At 65.7% G+C, this 21824-nt stretch carries 14 protein-coding genes; 6 read left to right on the forward strand and 8 right to left on the reverse strand.

The features are described from left to right. Window positions 1-31: 31 nt before the first annotated feature. Window positions 32-3349, reverse strand: a complete 3318-nt coding sequence (locus DVU_RS00465; protein WP_010937403.1) for a PAS domain-containing protein — start codon at window positions 3347-3349, stop codon at window positions 32-34. 255 nt (window positions 3350-3604) lie between these two features. Next, window positions 3605-6055, reverse strand: coding sequence for a glycosyltransferase (locus tag DVU_RS00470; protein ID WP_010937404.1), 2451 nt, complete (start codon window positions 6053-6055; stop codon window positions 3605-3607). Between the two features lie 231 nt (window positions 6056-6286). On the opposite strand from DVU_RS00470, the gene DVU_RS00475 reads away from it, so the two are divergent. Beyond that, window positions 6287-8449, forward strand: coding sequence for a methyl-accepting chemotaxis protein (locus DVU_RS00475; RefSeq protein WP_010937405.1), 2163 nt, complete (start codon window positions 6287-6289; stop codon window positions 8447-8449). Window positions 8450-8589: 140 nt separating this feature from the next. Here DVU_RS00475 and DVU_RS00480 read toward each other — a convergent pair whose 3' ends face one another. From DVU_RS00480 to DVU_RS00500, 5 genes are all read right to left on the reverse strand, one after another. Continuing rightward, window positions 8590-9627, reverse strand: coding sequence for an ABC transporter substrate-binding protein (locus tag DVU_RS00480; protein WP_010937406.1), 1038 nt, complete (start codon window positions 9625-9627; stop codon window positions 8590-8592). A gap of 1 nt (window position 9628) precedes the next feature. Next, window positions 9629-10402 carry a spermidine/putrescine ABC transporter permease PotC gene (gene potC / locus DVU_RS00485; protein ID WP_010937407.1) on the reverse strand — a complete coding sequence of 258 codons (774 nt, stop codon included), beginning with the start codon at window positions 10400-10402 and terminating at the stop codon, window positions 9629-9631. Between the two features lie 2 nt (window positions 10403-10404). Continuing rightward, window positions 10405-11292 carry an ABC transporter permease subunit gene (locus tag DVU_RS00490; RefSeq protein WP_010937408.1) on the reverse strand — a complete coding sequence of 296 codons (888 nt, stop codon included), beginning with the start codon at window positions 11290-11292 and terminating at the stop codon, window positions 10405-10407. Beyond that, window positions 11279-12385 (reverse strand): spermidine/putrescine ABC transporter ATP-binding protein PotA, encoded by a 1107-nt coding sequence (potA, locus tag DVU_RS00495; protein ID WP_010937409.1) that lies wholly within the window; start codon window positions 12383-12385, stop codon window positions 11279-11281. The genes DVU_RS00490 and potA overlap by 14 nt, the downstream gene beginning before the upstream one ends. Window positions 12386-12802: 417 nt before the next feature. After that, the gene (locus DVU_RS00500; RefSeq protein WP_014524190.1) at window positions 12803-14095 is read right to left on the reverse strand and encodes an energy transducer TonB; all 1293 of its coding nucleotides are present in this window, start codon (window positions 14093-14095) and stop codon (window positions 12803-12805) included. Between the two features lie 164 nt (window positions 14096-14259). Here DVU_RS00500 and DVU_RS00505 point away from each other — a divergent pair, with 164 nt between their 5' ends. The 5 genes from DVU_RS00505 to DVU_RS00525 all read left to right on the forward strand — a co-directional run bounded on the left by DVU_RS00505 (window position 14260) and on the right by DVU_RS00525 (window position 20845). Continuing rightward, window positions 14260-16209: a TonB-dependent receptor gene (locus tag DVU_RS00505; protein ID WP_010937411.1), complete on the forward strand. Its 1950-nt coding sequence runs from the start codon at window positions 14260-14262 to the stop codon at window positions 16207-16209. A 110-nt stretch (window positions 16210-16319) separates the two neighbouring features. Further along, complete coding sequence (locus tag DVU_RS00510) at window positions 16320-17846, forward strand: class I SAM-dependent methyltransferase (protein WP_010937412.1); 1527 nt, start codon at window positions 16320-16322, stop codon at window positions 17844-17846. 187 nt (window positions 17847-18033) lie between these two features. Continuing rightward, window positions 18034-19026 (forward strand): metal ABC transporter solute-binding protein, Zn/Mn family, encoded by a 993-nt coding sequence (locus DVU_RS00515; protein WP_010937413.1) that lies wholly within the window; start codon window positions 18034-18036, stop codon window positions 19024-19026. Then, window positions 19023-20000, forward strand: coding sequence for an ABC transporter ATP-binding protein (locus DVU_RS00520; protein ID WP_014524191.1), 978 nt, complete (start codon window positions 19023-19025; stop codon window positions 19998-20000). The genes DVU_RS00515 and DVU_RS00520 overlap by 4 nt, the downstream gene beginning before the upstream one ends. A gap of 8 nt (window positions 20001-20008) precedes the next feature. Next, the gene (locus DVU_RS00525; RefSeq protein ID WP_010937415.1) at window positions 20009-20845 is read left to right on the forward strand and encodes a metal ABC transporter permease; all 837 of its coding nucleotides are present in this window, start codon (window positions 20009-20011) and stop codon (window positions 20843-20845) included. Window positions 20846-21088: 243 nt separating this feature from the next. Here the strand turns inward: DVU_RS00525 and DVU_RS00530 are convergent, their stop codons facing one another. Next, window positions 21089-21823, reverse strand: coding sequence for an amino acid ABC transporter ATP-binding protein (locus DVU_RS00530; RefSeq protein ID WP_010937416.1), 735 nt, complete (start codon window positions 21821-21823; stop codon window positions 21089-21091). Between the last annotated feature and the right edge of the window lies 1 nt (window position 21824).

Here is a 21824-nt window from a genome sequence, read left to right on the forward strand (position 1 = left end):
CCGTCGCGGTGTGGTGACGGTGCGCCGCCTGCTAGGCGGGAAGTTCGATGATGAACCGGGTGCCTTCGCCGGGGGCCGATTCCACGCGCAGCAGCCCCTTGTGAAAGCGCGTGACGATGAAATACGAGACCGAAAGGCCCAGCCCCGTCCCCTTGCCGGGAGCCTTCGTGGTGAAGAACGGTTCGAACACCTTGCGACGGACGTCTTCAGACATGCCGGGGCCGTTGTCTTCGACCTCGATGCGTACGCCCTTCTCCGTGCGGCGGCTGCGCAGGGTGATGGTCGGGGTGGTACTACGGACTGCCGCCATGGCGTGCAGTGCATTGCGCACGAGGTTGACGAGAACCTGTTCCATCTCCCCGGGGGCGCAGAGAATGGGCGGCAGGTCGGGTTGCGTCTCGAAGAGGATGCGCACCCGTTTGAAATCGTAGTCGTCGTGGATGTCGAAGTCGGCAGAGGCGAACTCCACGACCTTGTGCAGCAGGGCGTTGAGGTCGGTGGGTATCTTTTCGAGCGAACTGCGACGGCTGAACTCCAGCATGTTGCGCACGATGCGCGCCGCGCGTTCGCCCGATTCGCGGATGCCGTCCAGAAGAAACAGGATGCCGCGTCGCTGCATATATTGCTGCATGGCCTCCAGCGACAGGCCGCAGGCCTCTGCATCGGCGGCGTTGGCAGCAAGCGTCGGCGAGAAGCGCCTTCGTACGTTCTGCACACCCTGCAACACCCCCGCGAGGGGGTTGTTGATCTCATGCGCCATGCCTGCCGCAAGCCCCCCGATGGAAAGCATCTTTTCGTTCTGTACGACCATCTCCTCAAGGCGGACCCTGTCTGTGACGTCATCAAGCCGGAGCATGGCTTCGCCCCTGTGCGTTTTCAGGGCATCCTGCAACGGGTAGACGACCACATCGTCGAAGCGTTGCCCGCTGTCGAGGCGCAGGGCCGTGCGTTCGGCCCGCAATGTCGTGCCGCTGGCAAGCGATGTGCGCACCAGTGCAGCATAAGGGGCAAGACGCGGCAGGCTGGTGAGCGGCATCACGGGATGCTCGCGAGGCTCTCCATCGCCAGTTGGCGAGGCCGTTGCCCTTTCGTGCGGTCTGGGGTCACCGAAGCCGAGCAGCCGTCGGGCCGCGGCGTTCCAGCAGGTGACGTTCTCATCGGCGTCGATGCCGAACAGGGCCGAGGGCATGGCCTCGATGATGTCATGCAGGTGGCGTCGGGTCGTCTCCAGCGCGATTTCAGTGCGCTTGAGCGCGGTGATGTCCAGTACCACGCCCTGCCACAGGAAGCCGCCTCCCGCCCTTGGGGAAGGGGCGGAGCGCACATGCAGCCAGCGCACCTCTCCTTCATCGGCGAGGATGCGCAAGCGCAGGTCGAGCGGTTCGAGCGTCCTCTGGGCGTGGCATTCTGCCTTGGCAAGCCCTTCGAGGTCTTCCGGGTGGATGCGTTCGGCGACGACCGCGTCGAAGTCGTCGTAGAGGCGCTGGATGGGAACGCCCATCAGCCTGCCAGCCTGGCTGCTGGCATAGAGAAGGCGGCTGGTTCCCTCCGGCAACACCTCGCAGGTGTAGATGGCCCCCTCGTGCAGGCTGTCCCCGAGGGCAGTGAGAATGCGTTCATGCTCCCGCAGGGCATCGCGTTGCAGTACGAGTTGGGTCTCGTCGATGGCGAGGCCGTCCAGTATCCGGCACGCCCTGTCTGACGCATGACGGGCCATGCGCAGGTGAAGCCAGTGGATGCGCCCGGAGACGTGGGTGTAGCGCACGGTGATGTCGACGGGGGTGCCGTCGTCCAGACAGCGCTGGCAGGCTTCGCGGAGAAGGGCGCGGTCGCTCCTGTCGAACCTGGCCAGAAGGACGGAACTGTCTTTGTACAGTGACTCTGGCCTGATGCCGAGTTGTCTCTCGATTCCCTGACTCACGTACATGAACCGCAGTCCCTGTGCGTCCAGCGAGACCCGGAAGATGCCGCCGTGCGGCAGGTTGTCGCCGATGGCGGCGAGCATGCTCTCTCGTTCACGCAGGGCGTGCTGCTGTTCGACGGCGGTTGTCACGTCGGTGCAGACCCCGTCCCATGCGTGGCTGCTTCCGTCGTCATGGCGGGGTTTGGCACGCACATGGAAGATGCGGCGGCTGCCATCCGCCACGGCGATACGCAGCATCATGTCGAACGGGGTGCGGGTGCGGATGGCGTGTTGTTGCAGGGCGGTATGGCGAGACCTGTCCTCGGGGACGACAAGGGCCTCAAGGGCACGCGGGTCTGCGAGGACCGCTTCGGCGGAAAGGCCGAAGAGGCGTTCGACGCCCCGGCTGACGTAGGTGTACCTGTGCGGGCCGTCAGGTGGTGCGTCCACGCTGAAGAGCATGCCGTCGGGCATGTTGTCGCCGATGGAACGGATGGTGAGGTCACGTTCACGTAGTGAACGTTCCTGCTTCTTGAGATGGGTGATGTCGCTGACGCTGCCGTCCCAGATGCTGCTGCCGTCGGGCTGCGGGCGCGCGGCGGCGTGCACCTGTATCCAGCGCATGGCCCCGTCGTTCATACGGCGGATACGTATGGCCCCGTGAAAGGAACCCTGCGCCTGAATGGCGTTGGCGTCGAACATGTGACTGTCTTCAGGGACGACCACCAGTCGCAGAAGTTCTTGCGCGTTCATGGCCATCTCGAAGGGGATGCCGAAGAGTGAGGATACGCTGCGGCTGCGGTAGCGCGGGATGATGGTGCCGTCGGGAAGCACGCGTTGCGAGAAGATGGCGCAGTCGGGCAGGTTGTCGCCAATGGCGCGTAGTGTGGCCTCTTGCTCGAACATCTGCAACTCGCTGCGGCAGGGTGTGTCGGCGGGGGCGAGGTCTCCCGCGATGAAGGTCCTGTCCCCATGGGGCACCGGGAATATGCGCAGACGGAGGTAGCTGTCTCCCATAGCCGGTTTGATGAGCAGCGCGTGCGCCGGACTCAGGCCGCTTTGGACATCGGCGAGTGCCGTTGCCATCTGGGTGAAGGCGTCGGGCGTGAAAACCTCTGTGATATGCCGTCCCGTGAGGGTGTCCGGTGATGGCCCGACCGCGTTGCCGTGGCGACCGATGGCGTCGTGGCAAAGCAGGTCGGCCAGTGCAGGGTTGAGCAGCACGAGGCGTAGGTGGTCGTCGAGAACGAAGCGGGGTGTGGGGTCGGCATCCAGGACATGTCCGTGGAGTGCCGACAGGCCCGCCGCGGAAGTCGTCTTGTCTGGTACTGCGATGTCAGGTGTGCAGACCGTGCCCTCCGGCATGACCAGCGGCGATGTTCCGATACTGTCGCGCGTGCCGTTTTCCCCCGACCGACCTGCGCAGACATCCGGTGTCTCCCCCATCATTTCCCCCTTGCAGACAACGATGCGTGGTCAGGGGCACGCTACCACGGGCCACCACAGTGCGCAATGCGACGTGTCTGACTGCGGCACCGGCCTTGGGCCCGTATGACGCAGAGGGGAGGACGGGGGCTCTTCGTGCTCTGGTGTATGGCACCTGCAAGCCCCTGCCCCCTGAAGCCACATGATGCCCACTGATGCAGAGATGCTGTCGCCCGCAGGCTGGCGGCTGCACTGCGCAGCGATGTCTCTGGCGTGTCAGGCGGCGACCTCCCTGTACAACTCCCATTGCCGGGTGAACGCCGATTCGAACGAGCGGCTTTCGGCGTACGCGCGTGCCTCGGCACTCATGCGTCCCAGCCGGACGGGGTCTGCCGCAAGGTCGAGCATGGCTGCGGAGAGGGCGTCGGCCTCGCCTTCGGGGACGATGCATCCGGTGCGGCCGGGCAACAGGTTCTCTCTGGGTCCGCCCCGGTCGGTGACGATGACAGGCAGGCCCGAAGCCTGAGCCTCGAGCACGACGTTGCCGAAGGTGTCGGTGCCGGACGGGAAGACGAATATGTCCGACGATGCATACGCTTCAGCCAGTGCGTCGCCCTCGATGTACCCGGTGAAGATGACGGGAAGGTCGGTGAGGGTGCGTGCCAGTTCGTCGCGTATGGGCCCGTCGCCCACCAGTACGAGGGCCAGCCCCGGATTCTGGGCGCATGCCGTGCGAAAGGCCTCGGCGAGGATGTGCAGGTTCTTCTCGCGGGAGAGGCGGCCCACATAGAGCAGGCGGGTGCGTCCTGCGGCTTGCGGGTGTGCGTTGAAGTAGCCGTTGCGGTGAACGGGGCTGAACGCCTGCGTATCGATGCCGCGCGGATAGAAGACGATGCGTTCTCGCGGGATGCCCCGGGCGACGAGTTCGTCGCCGGTGGCGAGCGACGGCACATACACCTTGTCCATCTGCCCGTAGTACCAGATCATGTACTGCCACATGGCCTCTTCGAGCCCTGCGTCTTCGGTGAGTTGCATCACGTATTGCGGGAAGGCCGTGTGGTAGGTGCCGTGAATGGGGAGTTTCAGTATGCGCGCCACGGCGAGGGCCACAAGCCCCATGGGCCCGGGTGTGGCCGAGTGCAGGTGGGTGAACCCTGCATCATAGCAGTGGCGCAGGATGCGGAGCATGGGCGGATAGTGGAGCTTCAGTTCGGGGTATTCGGGCATGGCGAATGCCCCCGTGGGCGTGAAGGTGCGTACGTCGGCGCGTCCGGCGAAGGGCTGCTGCACCTCGTCCGGCGGGGCACAGGTGAGCACCTGCAGGCGCTTGCCGTGTTTGATCGCCATGTCCAGTTGCGTCTGCAGGGTGCGGGCCACCCCGTTCACATCGTAGAAGGTGTCGGTGAAATGCCCCACATGCAGCCGTTCGCGTTCGCCGTGTGCGGGCAGGAAGTGGGCGGCGCACTGGCGGGCGAAGGCCCTGTCTTTCGTGAACAGGGTGTAGGCCACGAAGTAGGGCGACAGGATGGCATACAGCGACCCGGCCGACCCGATGACCTGAAAGACGCTGAAAAGGTCTGCACCGACGGCGTTGTCCAGCAGCGTGTCGGCGAAATGCCTGAGCACCTTGTCCGACGCGCGGTCGACGAAGCGCATCCATGCCTGTTCGACCTCGTGTCCAGTGGCACCGTCACCTGCGGCGAGTGCCTGCAATTCGACGTCGTCGCTGATGATCCGCAAAGCTTCGTGGCGCAGGTGCTCTTGTACGGAGCGTGATGTGGTCGCCCGCCGCGGGCGGCGGAAGTGGATGAGTCCGTGCAGCCGTGCCAGCAGCCCCCCGGAGGGTTCAGGTGTGGCGGTGAGTGCGTGGTCGGCGAAGCGCAGCAACGGGTCGAAACCCACATGCCGCGCCAGCTGGAAGCGCTGCTTATAGAACTGGTAGGCGATGGCATAGAGGTTGTGGGCCATGGTCTCGGGCGAGGCGTCCGTGCCAGCCTGTTCTCCGCGACCCTGCATGACGCCTTCAAGCAGGCTTTCGACGCGCGCCAGCCCCTCTCCCCGCACGCCGCGCACGGTGGTGTGGCTACGGGCGATGTTGAGCGACGAGTGGTCGTCCGACCCGGCCATGAGGTGCTTCACGCAGGGCATGTCCATGCGGGGGGCGAGGTCGTGGCGCTCGGCCATGGCGTCCATGGTCTGTGGTGTCAGGCCACGTAGCAGGTCGCGGAGAATGGCGTTCTGGTAGGCGTCGCGCGAGCCGTTCAGTTCGAACACCCTGAAGAGCAGCAGCAGTCTCTCCATGTGGCTCACGGTGAGGCGTTCGTTCATGGAGTACATGGCATGGGCGCAGGCATGGGGAATGCCGGTGGCCACGAGATAGTCGACGAGGTCGTAGACGTTGGGGCGCAGCATGGTGATTTCACCGTGTTGCGCCTCTGTGATGTTCCACGCCAGCACGTGTATCTTGCAACCGTCTTCGGGGAAGTAGGTGGTGACCTCCTCGCTGATGAAGGCTCCCGGCAGGTGGGCGATTTCAAGGCTGCCGGCGATGGTGTTGTGGTCGGTGATGGTGACAAGGTCCATGCCCCGCTTGCGGGCGATGTCGTAGATGGCTTGCGGTGCGGTGTAGCTTTCCGAACAGCCTAGCTTCTGCAACAGCCATTGCGATGGACGGGTCGAAAAGCGGGAATGGACATGCAGGTCGACCTTCAGGGTGTCTGCGGACATGCCTCCTCCTTGCCTGCTGGCGGGCGTTCGGGGTGTATGGAGAGGGGATGCGCCCGCCGTGTGCCGGTGCGGTGGCTGACCGGTGTCGCTGCCTGACGTTGTGGTGACGATTCTGTCGTGGCGAGCCGTGGCGTGCAAGTCGCATTTGACATGTTTGTATTTTAAGAGGCATAGATGTCGTGCAAAGAATGCATTAGATTTGCGATATTGTAATTTCACGGAGGGTGCTACATGCTGGGAGTCGTGAAGAACGCGCGCGTGGGAACCCGGCTTGCGGGGGTTGTGCTTGCCTTCGGAGTGCCCCTCGCCGTGTTGCTGTGGTTCACGGTGGAGGGCTTCAATGCGGGCATCCGTTTCGCCACGCTGGAGTTGCACGGTGATGCCTACCTGCGTCCGCTCGTGTCCATGCTGTCTCCGCTTCATGAGGTGGGGCGTGCCGTCCGGACGGGGGACGCGCAGGCGGTGCAACGTGCCGCTGGCAACGTCGACAGGGCGATGCAGCATCTGGACGAAGTCAACGCCGAAGCGGGTGAGGCCCTGCAATTCACCGACGAAGGGCTGGCCCTGCGCAAGCGTGAAGGTGTGCACCCCACCCGTCTTGCCGCGCGATGGCGCGGCGTACGCGACGGCTGGCGGGCCATGCCCCCGGAGAAGGCCGAAGAGGCGACGCTTGCGCTGGTGGCAGACGTGCGCACCGCCATCACGCATGCAGGTGACACCTCGAACCTCATCCTCGACCCCGACCTCGACAGCTACTACCTCATGGACGTGGTGCTGCTGGCGCTGCCACAGACCCTCGACCGGCTTGGCGTCATCGCTGCCAGAGGGCGGGACCTTCTGGCCGGGGACGATTCTCCGGCGGCAAGGATGGAACTGGCCGTACTGGCGGCCCATCTGCGCGAGTCGGACATGGCGCGTATCGAAGGGTCGCTTGCCACGGCACTCAACGAGGACGCCCAATTCTACGGGGCTTCGGCGTCGTTGCGCGGGGCTGTCGACGGTGCGTTGACCCGCTACAGGGCAGAGACCACGGGCCTACTGCGAATCATGGACAACCTCGCCGGAGGAGGCAGCGCCGACACGGCCGGCTTCACACGTGCCGTGGCGGCAAGCGAGGCCGCGACACTGGCCCTGTGGGAGACCTCGGCCCGTGAACTCGACGTGCTGCTCAAGGTGCGTATCGCCGACTACGAGGCACGCCGGACGCGAGCGTTGGGGCTGAGTCTGGCGGCGGTGCTTTTCGCCCTGGTGCTGTCGTGGCTCACGGTGCGTTCGGTGACGCGTCCCTTGTCCCAGCTGGTGGAATACACGCGTTCCGTGGCCCAGGAGGGGGCAACCGCCCCTCTCGAAGGGCGCTACACGGCGGAATTCGCGACACTGGCGGCTTCGTTGGCCTCCATGGTGGATGGCCTCGCAGGACTGGTCGCGCGCTCTGAAGCGGCACAGCGCGACGCGGAGACCCAGCATGAACGCGCCGTGGCCGCCGTGGCCGACGCCGTGGCTGCGCGCAAGGCCGCAGCGCAGGCTACCGCCGAAGGTATGCAACAGGCGGCATCGAGCATCAGCGGCGTGGTCGAAAGGCTGGGTGCCGCAGCCTCGCAACTGGCCGCGCAGGTCGAACAGGTGAGCGGCGGGGCGATGCAGCAGCGCGATGCGCTGGCGCGTGTCGCAGGGCGGGTGGAAGAGATGAGTGCGGGCGGTGAGGCCGTGCGTTCAAAGGCCGTAACCGCCGCTGAAGGGGCCGGTGCCGCCAGCGAACAGGCCTTGGAAGGCGGGGCCGCCGTCGAGCGCTCCATGCGCGCCATCGCCGTGGTACTCGACCAGACCGGGCGGATGCGTGACGGCATGGACGAACTCGGACGCCGTGCCGGGGGTATCGGGGCCATCATGGGGGTCATCGGTGACATCGCCGACCAGACGAACCTTCTGGCACTCAACGCGGCCATCGAGGCGGCCCGTGCAGGCGATGCCGGACGGGGCTTCGCCGTCGTCGCCGACGAAGTGCGCAAACTCGCAGAGAAGACCATGAACGCCACGCGCGAGGTCGGCGACGTGGTGCGTGCCATACAGGACGGCACCCGCGCCAGTGTCGAACAGGTCGAACGTGCCGTGGCCGCGGTCGAGGAGGCCTCGTCGCATGTGCGGGCCTCTGAAGAGGTGCTGCAGGGCATCATGGGCAAGACGCGGGTGGCCGCCGATGAAGTGCGCGATATCTCCGGTGCCGTCGATGCGCAGGCCGCGGCGAGTCGTCTCGCACTGGATGCCGTGGACGAGGCGGAGAGGGTGTCCATGGAGACCATGACGGGCATGGACGAGGCCCGCAGCGCCGTCCATGAACTGGCACGCCATGCGCAGGAACTCCGGGGCGTCATGGAGACGTTGCGCACGGCGTAGGGCTTTGGGACGGAGGCGCTGCTTGCACCATGCGCCGTTCCCGTCCGCCTGTCTCTCGCGGTGGACGGCGGTGGAACAGGTGAACGGAAAAAGGCCGGTTCTCACGAACCGGCCTTCTCGTTTGCGGATGTCGTTTCAGGCTAGTCGGCGGTCTTCAGCATCTCCCAGTACTTCTCGTATACGTCGAGAGCCTTGCCCACGCCGTTGGTGAACTCGGAGTTCTTCAGGTCGGCGTCGGTGGGGGACGTGGCGCGGCTTTGCGCGTGCCTGGCGTCGAGAATCTTCTGGGCCGCGAGATTGGGCGTCGAGTAGTTGTATTCCTCGACACACAGCTTGGCGATGTCGGGGCGCAGCAGGAAGTCGATGAACTTGTGGGCGTTGTCCTTGTGCTCGGCCCCGATGGGGATGGCAAGGCTGTCCACCCACAGCGGCAGGCCTTCCTTCGGGTAGACGAAGGCGAGGTCGGGGTTCTCGTTCATGGCGATGAAGGCGTCACCGTTCCAGCTCATGCCGCCCTTCACCTCTTCGGCGATGAACGCCTGCTTGGTGGCGGTCACGTCGAAGACGCGTACCGAGGGCTTCAGCTTGAGCAGCCATTCGTAGGCGGCCTTTATCTCGGCTTCGCTGGTGGAGTTGACCGAGTATCCCAGCGCCTTGAGCGCGATGCCGAAGGTGTCGCGCAGGTCGTCGGAGAGGATGACCCCACCCTTGAACTCGGGGCGGAAGAGGTCGTTCCAGCTGGAGATGGTGGCAGGGTCGACGACCTTGCGGTTCACCATCAGGCCGGTGTTGCCCCACATGTAGGGCACGCTGAACTCGTTCTGCGGGTCGAAGGGCTGATGCAGCACGCGCGGGTCGAGGTTGGCGTAGTTGGTGAGCTTGGCCCTGTCGATTTTCGCCAGCAGGCCGTCCTTGCGCATCATGTCGATGAAGTAGGTGGAGGGCACCACGATGTCGTAGCCCTTGCCGCGCAAGAGCTTGATCTTGGCGTACATGGCCTCGTTCGATTCGTAGGTGGTGTACACCACCTTGATGCCCGTCTCCTTGGTGAAGCGGTCGAGCACCGTCTGCGGAACGTATTCCGACCAGTTGAAGACGTTGAGCACCTTGGGCTCGGCACTGACGGCGACGCCGGTCCAGAGCAGCAGCATGACGACGGTCGCAAGCAGTCTCTGCATCCTACTTCCTCCTCATGTTGGTCAGGGCCTGCGCCAGCAGGACCAGTACGATGGTTACCCCGAACATGACGGCCGAGAGCGCGTTGATGTCGGGCTTCACGCCAAGACGGACCATGGAATAGATCTTCAGCGGCAGCACCTCGAAGGAGGGGCCGGTGACGAAGAAGCTGATGAGCACGTCGTCCATGGAGAGGGTGAACGACAGCAGCCACCCGGCGGCCACGGCGGGCAGGGTGAGCGGCAGGATGATGTGGCGGTAGGCTGCGGCTTCAGAGGCTCCGAGGTCGCGCGCGGCCTCCACGAGGTGCTCGTCGAACTCGGCAAGGCGGGCCAGCACCGTCACGGTGACGAAGGGCAGGCCCAGCGTGGTGTGCGCGATGAGCAGGGTGACGAAGCCGAGCTCCATGCGCAGTGCGATGAAGAAGATGAGCAGCGAGATGCCCATGACGATGTCAGGCGACACGGTGAGCACGTAGATGGAACTGTGCAGCACCTTGCGCCCCGGAAAGCGGTAGCGGTGCAGGCACATGGCCGCCAGCGAGCCCAGAAGGGTGGCGAGCGTGGCCGAGAGTGTGGCCACCGAGAGCGAATTCAGGGCCGCGTCGACGAGGGGCGTGTTGGCGAGCAACTTCGCGTACCAGTCGAGGGTGAAACCGCTCCACGCCGTGGAGTACTTCGAGGCGTTGAACGAATAGACGATGACCACGAGGATGGGCAGGTACAGGAAGGCATAGACCAGCCATACCCACGCCATGCCGAGACGACGCATGAACATGGCTACCCGGCCTCCGTGAACAGCGCTGCATCCTGTTCGTGCTTCTCGCGCGCGGCCACCCGGCGGCTTGCCAGCCACCACGCCACGATGAGCAGCACGAGAAGCAGCGTGAGGATGGTGCTCGCGGCGGCGCCCAGCGGCCAGTCACGCGCCACGAGGAACTGGTTCTTGATGAAGTTGCCGATGAGCATGGCCTTGGCCCCGCCCAGAATCTCCGGGATGTAGAAGCAGGCCAGCGAAGGCAGGAAGACAAGCATGGAACCCGCCACGATGCCGGGCATGGTGAGCGGCAGCGTCACGTGCCAGAAGGCGCGCAGACTGCCTGCGCCAAGGTCCTTGGCCGCATCGAGGAGTTTCCGGTCGAGTTTGTCGATGGAGACGTACAGCGGCAGGATCATGAACGGCAGCAACGTGTAGGTGAGACCCACGAACACTGCGAGATCGCTGTACATGAGCGATATGGGGGCGTCGATGAAGCCGAGGAAGAGCAGCACGTCGCTGACCAGCCCCTGCGACTTGAGCAGGATGATGAGCGCGTAGGTGCGGATGAGCGAGTTGGTCCAGAAGGGGATGATGACCAGCAGCAGGAACCACGGGCGGACGCTGCGCCGCGCCATGGCGATGCGGTAGGCGAAGGGGTAGCCCACCAGCAGGCACACGAAGGTGCTTGTGGCCGCCAGCGCGATGCTGTCCCACAGGATGCGCAGGAAGGTGGGGTCGAAGAGGCGGGCGTAGTTGGCCAGCGTGAACACGGGTTCCACGAAGTCCTGTTCGCCCCGTTGCAGCACGGTGACGAGCAGCAGCCCCGCGTTGGGCAGCAGGGCGAAGAGCCCCAGCCACAGCGCCACGACTGCGATGCTCGCGTTGCGGAAGGCGTTACGCTTCGCCATCGGGCAGCACGACCTCCCAGCCGTCGACCCAGCTCACCGTGACGGTCTCGCCGGGATTGTAGTTGATGTCGACGTCGTCCTCGTTGAAGAACTCGGCAGCCATGAGCCTGCGACCATCGGAGAGGGTGACGATGAGGTCCACCGTGGCACCCTTGTACACCGACTCCTCGATGCGTCCGGTGAGATGCGGCCCCGCGGGGCGGTCTTCGGTGAGGGTGTACACGCGCAGGTCTTCGGGGCGCAGCAGCACGTTCACCTTGTCGCCGGGGGCGAAGGTGCGCTGGCTGCGTATCGGGAAGGTCACTCCCTCGATGACGGCATCGTACAGCCCGTCGCCGTGGTTCGCGGCGATGACCGCGTTCAGGATGTTGATCTCACCCACGAAGCGCGCCACGTACAGGTTGGCGGGTTCTTCGTAGATTTCCTGCGGCGAGCCTATCTGTTCGATCTTGCCGTCGTTCATGACCACCACACGGTCGGACATGGCAAATGCCTCTTCCTGATCGTGGGTGACGAAGACGAAGGTGATGCCGAGCTGCCGTTGCAGGTGCTTGATCTCGAGCTGCATCTGCTTGCGCAGCTTGTAGTCGAGTGCGCTGAACGGTTCGTCGAGCAGCAGCACCAGCGGGTTGTTGACCACGGCGCGGGCGATGGCCACGCGCTGCTGCTGCCCGCCCGAAAGCTGGCGGGGGCGGCGGTCGGCGTGGGCTTCGAGATGCACCATGCGCAGGGCGTCGTGCACGCGCCGGGCGATCTCGTCCTTGGGGCGACGCTGCATCCGCAGGCCGAACCCCACGTTCTCGCGCACCGACATGTGCGGGAAGAGCGCGTAGTTCTGGAACACCGTGTTGACCTGCCGCGCCTCGGGCGGGGCGTCATCCATGCGCTGTCCCTTGAGGGTGATGACACCCGCATCGGGCTTCTCGAAGCCGGAGATGAGCCGCAGGATGGTGGTCTTGCCGCAGCCCGAAGGGCCGAGCAGCGTCAGGAATTCGCCGTTACGGATTTCGAGGTCGATATTGTCGAGTGCGCAGGTGTCTTCGAAGTTCTTCGTGACGCCGCGCAATTCAATGATGTTGTCCTTTTCCGCCATGCCTTGCTCCGGCGGGAGATACCCGCCGTCTGTTAGGGGGTGGCAAACGAAGCCCGGTGCCGGTGCGCTATATGCGCTCCTGCTCCGGGGTCGGGCGTCGGTCCGGGGGCGGACTGGTGAAACGGAGGTGGGTGACGCCTACCGGGTGCAGGGCGCGTGCATACTTATGGCACGGCCCCGGGCGTCACTGGCGGACGCCTGGGCGCACGACGTTCGACCCGTTGCCGGGCGGCGTGTGCGGCGGCCGGGAAGCCCGGCGCGGAGGATACGGTAGGTTCTGTTCATGTTGTCCGGTGGGTCTGGGTGCGGCTGGCGCACCATTGTGTTCAGGGGGGGTTCTGCCATGTATGGGCGTCGGGCACAAGAGGAAATCGTCCCCTGTACCCCTTGGGGCAGAAGGAGTGACGGGGGCGGGAGTCAGCGGCTGGCGAGGTCGAAGCGGACGGGCAGCAGTACCCATGTGGGTACGGCGCGTCCTTCGCGTCTGCCGGGGGCGAAGCGCCACCGGGCCACAGCCTCCATGGCGCTCTGGTCGAAGATGCCGGGCGGGGTGGATTCCACGACGGAAAGGTGACCGGGGGCACCGTTCTCATGCACCAGAAGGCGCAGCACGACCCGGCCCTCGGTCCCTGTACGGCGTGCCCGGCGCGGGTAGTCCGGGGGCACCTTGCTGCAGACGGACGGGGGGGCGTCCACGTCGGCGAGGGCATACCCGAAGGGGGTTGCCGGACCTGCCTCGCCGTGCCCTGACGACTTGCCTTGCCCTGTCTTGGCGGTTTCGCCGCTGCCGCTGCCGCTGTTGTCGCCGGTGATGTCGCCGGTGCCGTCGTTGCCACTGCGCGGGGCAGCGTTGGCTGGTGTCCCCGATGTCGCCTTTGTTGCGGATGCCGGGGCAGTGGCTTCATGCGCAGGCGTGTCGGGCGGTGAGGTGACGTCTGTTGCCGTCGTATCGCTAGGGTGTGTCGTCGCGGCGGTGGGCTTTTCGGGCACAGGTTTCGGGGCGGGCTGTGCAGTTTTCATTTCGGGCCGATTGTCTACTCGCTTCTCGGGCCGCTTGTCGTGTCGGGGCGCGATGTCCCTCGGGCTTGTCTTGGCGGCTTGGCTGCGTTGGGTGGGCGTGGTTTCCGGTCGCGTTACCGTCTCTTGCTGCGTCTGCTGTGAAGGGTGGGGCGTGGCTGATTCACGGGACATGCGCCCCGAAGGTTCAGCAGGTGCCCCCGATGTGCCCTGCCCTGCGCCACCCGGCAGGCTTGCGAGGCTGACCATCATGTGCCCCGTCGACGAGGACGTGATGGTGCTGCCCCCAAGGGGGGCGGCTACCAGTGTCGCCACGGCGCACAGGTGGACGAGTACCGAACCCCACACCCCGCGCCAGCTGGCAAGTCGCGTTCCCATGCCCTTTGCTGTGAAGGTCTTCCGGCTGCAACCCGTGTGCAGGGAGGGCATGTCCGGCAGCGGCTGTCCTGCGGCTGGCGGGGTGTTCTTCTTCGATTCCTCCGGCTGTGCGGCAACAAGCCCATCAGCACACGATTGTGGCACTGCGTCCGTTGCCCCGTCCCGGGCGTGGCATCTCGTCATGTTTCCCCAGTCCCACGCCGGAGGCGTGCACACGACCGGCGTCTCCTCTTCGACGGGGGGATTGGCGCGCGCCAGCCTTCCGGGGTCGCGCCCGGAGTGCGTCAATGAACCCGGTTTGTTGCGTGTTGACATGCGCTGGAATTGCCTCTAGCAGTGTGTTACGAATTATATTTTCGTATGAACTGAACTCATATTCATCTATCAAAATGTCACACTGATGGGCAAGCCGTGTGACGCATCAGGCCTTTTTCGGGTCTGGCGAAAGCGCGGCGTGGGTGTGGCGACCGGGAGGCAGCATGGGCAAGAGGCTGATGGCGGCACTGGCACTGGCGGCGATGGTCTGTGCCGGTACGGCACACGCAGAGGACGCACCCCCCGCATCCGGCGGGGCGACATTGCTTGAAGAGGAGGTGGTGGTCTCCGCGCCCATCATCGAAGGCAACGAGGTGACACGGTACGCGGGGCAGTACACCGAGGTCACGCAGGAGCAGATTACCGACCTCAACGCGCAGGACATGTCATCCGCCCTGCGACGCACCCCCGGCGTGAACATCTCCCGCTACAATCCCGTGGGGTCGTTCGGCGGTGCCGAAGGCGGTGGTGTCTTCATCCGGGGCATGGGTTCCAGCCGTCCCGGCAGCGAAATCATGACCATGTACGACGGTGTGCCGCGCTACAACCCTGTCTTCAGCCATCCCTTGCTCGATATGCTGCCCATGGACCCGGCACAGTCCATCCGCGTGTACAAGGGGGTGCAGCCCACAGAATTCGGCAACGCCTTCTCCGCCATCGACGTCATCCCCAAGCGCATGACCGAAGACGGCTACCGCACGCGCCTGTTCACCTCGTACGGCAGCTACAACACCTTCACGCAGGGGGTGGAACACGGCGGCAAGCAGGGTGGCGTCGACTACTACGCCGGACAGAGTGTGCGTCTCTCCGACGGGCACCGTGAGCATTCCGACGGGCAGATAGAGAACTACTTCGGCAGACTCGGCTACGACCTGTATGAGAACTGGAACGTATCGTGGTTCGGCAACGTGACGCGCAACGTGGCACGCGACCCCGGCAGCAGCCTCTCTACGGGCAACGACGGGCGTTTCTACACCGACGACGTGCTCAACGTGATCACCCTCGCCAACGACTACGGCGATGCCGACGGACACATCAAGGTCTACTGGAACAACGGCTACGCCAACTGGGCAGGGCAGAAGGGCAATGCCGACACGACCATCAGCGACTGGGACCTCTACGGGCTGCGCGCCCGCGAGGCGTTTCGCGCGTGGGAGGGCGGTGAGGTGACGGCGGGCTTCGACTACGACGTCATGAGCGGCAAGGCCCTTTTCGAGAACGACAACGGCACCTCGTCGGAGTTCGAACGTGAGGACTTCGTCCTCTTCTCGCCCTACGCCGCCGTGAGTCACGAGTTCGGTTCCCGTGACGATTTCTACGCCATTCCCTCGGCGGGGATGCGTTTCTACACGCATAACGAGTTCGGCGACCAGGTGGCACCCCATACCGGACTCGTCTTCGGGTACCGCGACACGGAACTTCACGCGGGCTACGCACGCGGCGTCAACTACCCCGGTCTGAACGTGGCGGTGTTCTCCGAGAACGTCATTCCACCCATCATGGGCGGCCCCTTCCGTGACGACTGGAAGAACCTCGACCCCGAACTCGTCGACCATTTCGAAGCGGGCGTCAGCCAGAAGCTGTGGGGCAAGGTGAAGGCCGACCTCACCGCGTTCTGGGATGAGGGAACCGACCGTTACGCGGTGGTGCAGGGAACGCCGAAGCGGTTCCGCAACATCGAATCGTTCACCATCCAGGGGCTTGAGGGCACCCTGACCTACACCCCCTTCGCCGACCTTTCGGTGTACGCCGGGGCCACATGGCTGGACACCTTCCCGAGTGACCTCCCCTATGCGCCCGAGTGGACCTTCAGCGCGGGCCTCAACTGGCGCTTCCTGCAACACTTCAGGCTCAGTCTCGACGCACAGTATGTGACGGGCGAGCAGGTACTGAGTCAGGGCCGCACGGAGAATGCCGTCAATGCGAGCGAGGTCGACCCCTACCATGTGGTGAACGGCCGCATCGCCTATGTCTTCGACTACGCGCCGTGGGAAATCAAGGAAGCAGAGGTCTACCTCGCGCTGGAGAACATCACCGACTCGGACTACGAATACCGCCCCGGTTACCGTATGCCGGGTTCCAGTGCCACGGTGGGGTTGAGCGTGACCTTCTAGCATGACCGGGGCGGCTTTCGCCGCCGCACTGTGGGATGACGCCCGTCCCCTGCCGCATGTCGGCGGGGGGCGGGCATACCGCGCCTTGGCGCGAAGAGGAGCGAAAGGGAATGACACCTCTCCACGGGGCTGCGACCCCGGCATCCGCTTCTGCCGCTGGCAGCATGAAGGCCAGCCACGAGGCGTCGGCCGACCCGCGTTCACGGTTCTTCGACGAACGTGCCGCCACATGGGAGCAGCGCTGCTACCCGCCTGAAGCACGCCGGAGGCTGGCTGCGCTCGTCCCGCGTTTCGGCGTGGAACGCGGTGACTGCGTGCTGGACATGGGCACGGGCACGGGAGTGCTCATCCCGTACCTTCGCGATGGCGTGGGCGATGCAGGGCGCATCCTGTCCTTCGACGTGTCCTTCGAGATGGTCCGCCGTGCGGGCTGCAAGGAACGCGACGCCAAGGGGCTGTGCGTGCAGGCCACGGCCATGCGCATTCCCGCCCGTGACGGCGTCTTCGACCGCGTCGTATGCTTCGCGGCCTTTCCCCACTTCGCGGACAAGCCAGCCGCCATGCGCGAGATGGCGCGGGTGGTGCGCCCCGGAGGCGAGGTCGTCATCGCCCACCTGTTGAGCCGTGCCGAACTCGCCCGACACCACGGCGGGCATCCTGCCGTGGCCGAAGACGCGCTGCCCGATGATGCGACCATGCGTGGGCTGATGCACGACGCGGGCCTTGTGGAAGGTTCCATCACCGACGGCCCCGGCATGTACGTCGCCCGCGCCCGCAAGCCGCGCACTTGCCGCGCCGGGGAGGGTGGCGTGCCCGGTACGCCCGGTACGCCCGGAGGGCGTGCGGGCGGTTCAGCGGGTGGGGAGGGTGCGGAGTCTGCCATCGCCGGTGACGCGGAAGGGAACGGTTCCGGTGTGGAGGCGGGTTTCGAGGCGCGACGGGTGTTCACCGCCTTGAAACAGAACGACGCCATGCACCACTCCGCCGTCTATGGTGTGCTCTCCGGCTTGCTTCGTGCCTTTGCCTGCGATGCAGCCCTCCCGCACGGTGCACCGGGCCAGGGGGGCGCGTTGCGTATCCTCGACGTGGGATGCGGCGAGGCCGCCGACGTGGTGCAGGCCCTCGAGGGCGTCACGGTGGGGGCCTACACGGGGGTGGATACGTCCGCGCCAGCGCTGGCCGAGGCGCGGCGGCATCTTGCCGCACTGGGGTGCCCGGTGACCCTCATCGAGGGCGACTACCGCCTTGCGCTGAACACGTCGCAAGGCAGTGTCGACGTCCTGTGGATGGGACTGTTCCTGCATCACCTTCCGCGCGCCCTGAAGGCGGACTTTCTGCACACGGCCCATGGACTGCTGGCACCCGGTGGCATGGTGCTGGCGCATGACCCCATCATGGGCGAGGACGACACGCGCGAGACCATGCTGGCACGCATGGAGGCCATCGGGCGGGAACGCTGGCATTTCCTGACGCCTGAAGAGGTGGGCATGGTGCATCGGCACTGGTCGTGCCACGGGCATCAGGAACGTTTCAGCGACCTGTGCGCACTGGGAGAGGCCGCCGGTTTCGAGGTGGACATGGTGTGGCACGACGCCGACCGGACTTACGGGCTGGTGCGTTTCATGCGGCGCGGCTGAGACCGGCGGTCCCGCGATACCCCTATACGCATCAATGTGACCCGCTGGCTGGCTGCGGCCCGACGCGGTCCCTAATCCCGGGCAGGCCGACCGTTGCGGAAGTGGCACGCCGGTCGCGGTGCAGGCGGGCACGCCGCCGGCTTTCAGTGGTGGATTGCACGGTACATGAGCCCGTGAAGGAGGCGATATGAACGAAGTACATCCAGATGTCGGGCGAGGCATGGCCTTGTGTGCCGGGCCTGTGGCCTTGGCGTCCGCGCTGGTCATCCTGATGCTCTCGTGCTTCATGATGGCCCCTTCAGAGGCGCGGGCTGCGGAACGCCTCATGGTGCTCACGGGCACGACCCTCATCGAGGACGTGGTCAAGGACGTGGGAGGCGCGCGCGTGGAGACGCGCACCGTCATTCCGGGGGCCGCGTGCCCCGGGCATTACGACATGCGCGCCTCGGATATCGCAGCCTTCGCCCGTGCCGACATCATCCTGCTGCACGACTGGCAACGCGGGCAGAGTCACATCAAGGCCATGCTCGCCACCGACGCAGGCGCGGCAGGCAAGGTGCGTGTGCCCGAAGCCCCCGGAAACTGGATGCTCCCACAGGTGCAGGCGCGCGGTACTGCTGCTGTGACCGCCCTGCTGGCAGAGGCCGATACGGCGTTCGCAGAAGACTACGCCCGTCGCGGTGGTGAGCGAGTTGCCCGCATCGGGGCCGTGGGCGAAGAGGTGCGCGAGGCCGTGAAGCGCACCGGAGTCGTGGGTCAGCCTGTCATTGCCGACGCCATGCAACGGCCGTTGCTGGAGTGGATGGGCTTGCGCGTGGTGGCCGACTATGGGCGCTTCGAGGAGATGGGCGCAGAGGCCCTCGGGCGGGCCATGACCGCCGCGCGCGAGGCCGGGGCGGTGCTGGCCGTGGACAACCTGCAATCCACGGGCGGGGCAGGGGCGGCCCTTGCCGCTGACCTCGGTGCACGGCATGTGGTGCTCACCAACTTCCCCGGTGGGTTCCCGGATGCGCCGGACTGGGAGTCGTCGCTTCGCCGAAACGTCGAAATCGTGCTGGGGGCCTTGCGTGACAGCGTCTCGGTTGCCGAGGCTCATGGCGACGGGGGTACGATGTCGCCGGTACCCGTCGCATCGACCACACTCCGTACCGCATGTCCTGCGCCTGTGGGCCTTCCATGAACACGGTGCATCCTGAAACGCCTGCAACTGGCATGTGCACCGCGTATTCCTCCGACTGTCCGCCTGCTTCGTCCGCCTTGCATGGCGGTCCGGCAGCGCCCCCGGCTGCCGTCGCGGCGCCTGTGGTGTCGCTGCGCGAGGTCTCCGTCGTCCGGCGGGGCAGGTGCATCCTCGCGGTGGAGTCGTTCGAAGCGCAGTCCGGTGAATTCGTGGTCGTGGTCGGCCCCAACGGGGCCGGAAAATCCACACTCCTCGGCGTGATGAACGGCTTCGTCCGCCCCGCTTTTTTCAGGCCCGCCTTCTTCAGGCCCGGCAGTGGCGGCCCCGGCAACGGCAGGGCCGAGGTGCTGGGGTGCGACATGCGCTCCTTCGGGGGCTGGCGGGTGCGCAAGCGTGTCGCCCTCGTTGCGCAGATGGTGGACGTGGATGCACGGCTGCCCATAAGCGTTCTCGAGACGGTGATGGTGGGCGGCTACGGCAGGCTGGGGCTGTGGCGCAGGCCCGGAAAGGCATTGCGCGAACTTGCGTTGTCGCACCTCGAACGCACGGGTATCGCGCATCTGGCGCATCGTCCCTTCGGGCAATGTTCGGGTGGTGAGCGACAGCGGGCGGCCATTGCCCGTGCCCTCACGCAGGAACCCGACATCCTGCTTCTGGATGAGCCCACCTCGGCCCTCGACTGGCATGCCCAGCGGGGCATCCTCGCGCTGGTGGCCGACATCCATGCCGAACGCCGCCATACGGCGCGCCCGCTGACCACGGTGATGGTCACGCACGACCTCAACGCCCTGTATCACGGTGGCGAGGGTGAGGCGCGGCGCACCGTGCCCGACCGGGTGGTGTGCATGGCAGAGGGCCGTGTGACATGGTCGGGGCCCGTGGCGGACGCACTGGACGCCGAACGCCTGACGGCCCTGTACGGAACCCCCATCGACATCATCCGTCACGGGCCTCGGCCCGTGGTTCTGTTCTAGGAGGCCGCGTGGGTTCGTCACCGTTCGATCATGCCTTCATGCTGCATGCCCTCGCCGCAGGCGCCCTCGCCGGAGTGGCCTGTTCCGTGGCGGGGGTCTTCGCCGTGCTGATGCGGCTGACGTTCATCGGGGTGTGCCTCGCCCATGCCGCGTTCGCCGGAGGCTTGCTGGCACTGGCCTTCGGACTGCCCTCGCTGCCCGCAGCCCTTGCCAGCAGCATGGTCGCCGCACTGGTGGTCGGGCCACTGGCTGACAGGGGTGAGATTTCGCCCGACACCGCCGTGGGTATCGTCTTCTCGGCCATGATAGGTGTCGCCGTCCTGTGCATGGGGCTGTTGCCCGGCCCCAAGACCGAGGCCCTGAACCTGTTCTGGGGGTCGATACTCACCGTGCGCCCCCGCGACGTGTGGCTGCTTGCGGCGGTGGCGGGAGTCGCCGTCGTGGGTGTCGCGGTGTTCTTCAAGGAAGTGCAGGCGGTGGCGTGCCACCGTTCTGTGGCCGCTGCCGTGGGCATACCCGCCACGGCGGTGTTCTACGCCATCCTGCTGCAGACCGGGGTGACGGTCACGGCGTGCCTGCCCAGCGTGGGCGGGTTGCTGGTCTACAGCCTTCTGGTGAGCCCCGCTGCCGCTGCCTATCAGCTCACCTACAGCCTCGGGCGCATGTTCCTGCTGGCGATGTTCTTCGGAGCCCTGTCGGGCGTGGGGGGAGTGCTGGTGGCGTGGTATCTCGACGTTCCCGCAGGGGCGGCGGTGGTGCTCTTCTCTTGTGCGCTGTTCCTGCTGGCCGCGTGGTTCTCGCCCAAGCGAGACCGGGCTGCGCGGTCGGCCTCTTCGAGGGGGTGAACCTGCCTTTCGTGCAGCACGCCAGCCATTGGCAGGGCGTGAGTCCGCTGCGGGGCGAGTCAGCGTTCTTGCGGCACATCGGGCCATGCATCCGAACGCTTGTCCGGTCGTGCCCTCGTTCGCCGTCCTGACGACCTGTCCGGGCGGACGCTCCATCGTTCAGCCCATATGTCGGGCTTTCCCTGTGTCCACCCGCCTGAAACATGAGCGGGACGGAGTTCGCTCCGTCCCGCAGGGTGTCGTCTAATGGATGACCTTGCCCAGAAACTCCCGCAGGCGGGGGTTCTTCGGGTCGGCGAAAAGCTCGTTCGGCGGGCCTTCCTCCTGAATCTTGCCGTAGTCGATGAAGATGACCCTGTCGGCCACTTCGCGGGCGAAGCCCATCTCATGGGTGACCACGACCATGGTCATGCCTTCACGCGCCAGCTGTTTCATGACTTCAAGCACCTCCCCCACAAGTTCGGGGTCGAGGGCCGAGGTCGGTTCGTCGAACAGCAGCACCTTCGGTTGCATCGCCAGCGAACGGGCGATGGCCACGCGCTGCTTCTGCCCGCCTGAAAGCTGGTCGGGGTAGGCGTGCGCCTTGTCTGCCAGCCCCACCTTTTCCAGCAGGGCCAGGCCGAGGGCCTGCGCCTCCTGCCGGGCCATGCGGCGCACCTTGACGGGGCCGATGGTCACGTTCTCCAGCACGCTCATGTGCGGAAAGAGGTTGAACTGCTGAAAGACCATGCCCGCCTCGGTGCGCACATGGTTGATGTCGGTCTTGGGGTCGTAGAGGTCGTAGCCGTCCACGATGATGGTACCGGACGTGATTTCTTCAAGCCGGTTGATGCAGCGCAGGGCCGTCGACTTGCCCGACCCCGAAGGGCCGATGACGACGACCACCTCGCCGGTTCTCACGGTGAGGTCGATGCCGCGCAGCACGTGATGGTCGCCGTACGACTTGTGCAGGTTGCGTATCTCTATCATGGGGGTCATG

This window comes from Nitratidesulfovibrio vulgaris str. Hildenborough (assembly GCF_000195755.1).
GTDB lineage: Bacteria > Desulfobacterota > Desulfovibrionia > Desulfovibrionales > Desulfovibrionaceae > Nitratidesulfovibrio > Nitratidesulfovibrio vulgaris.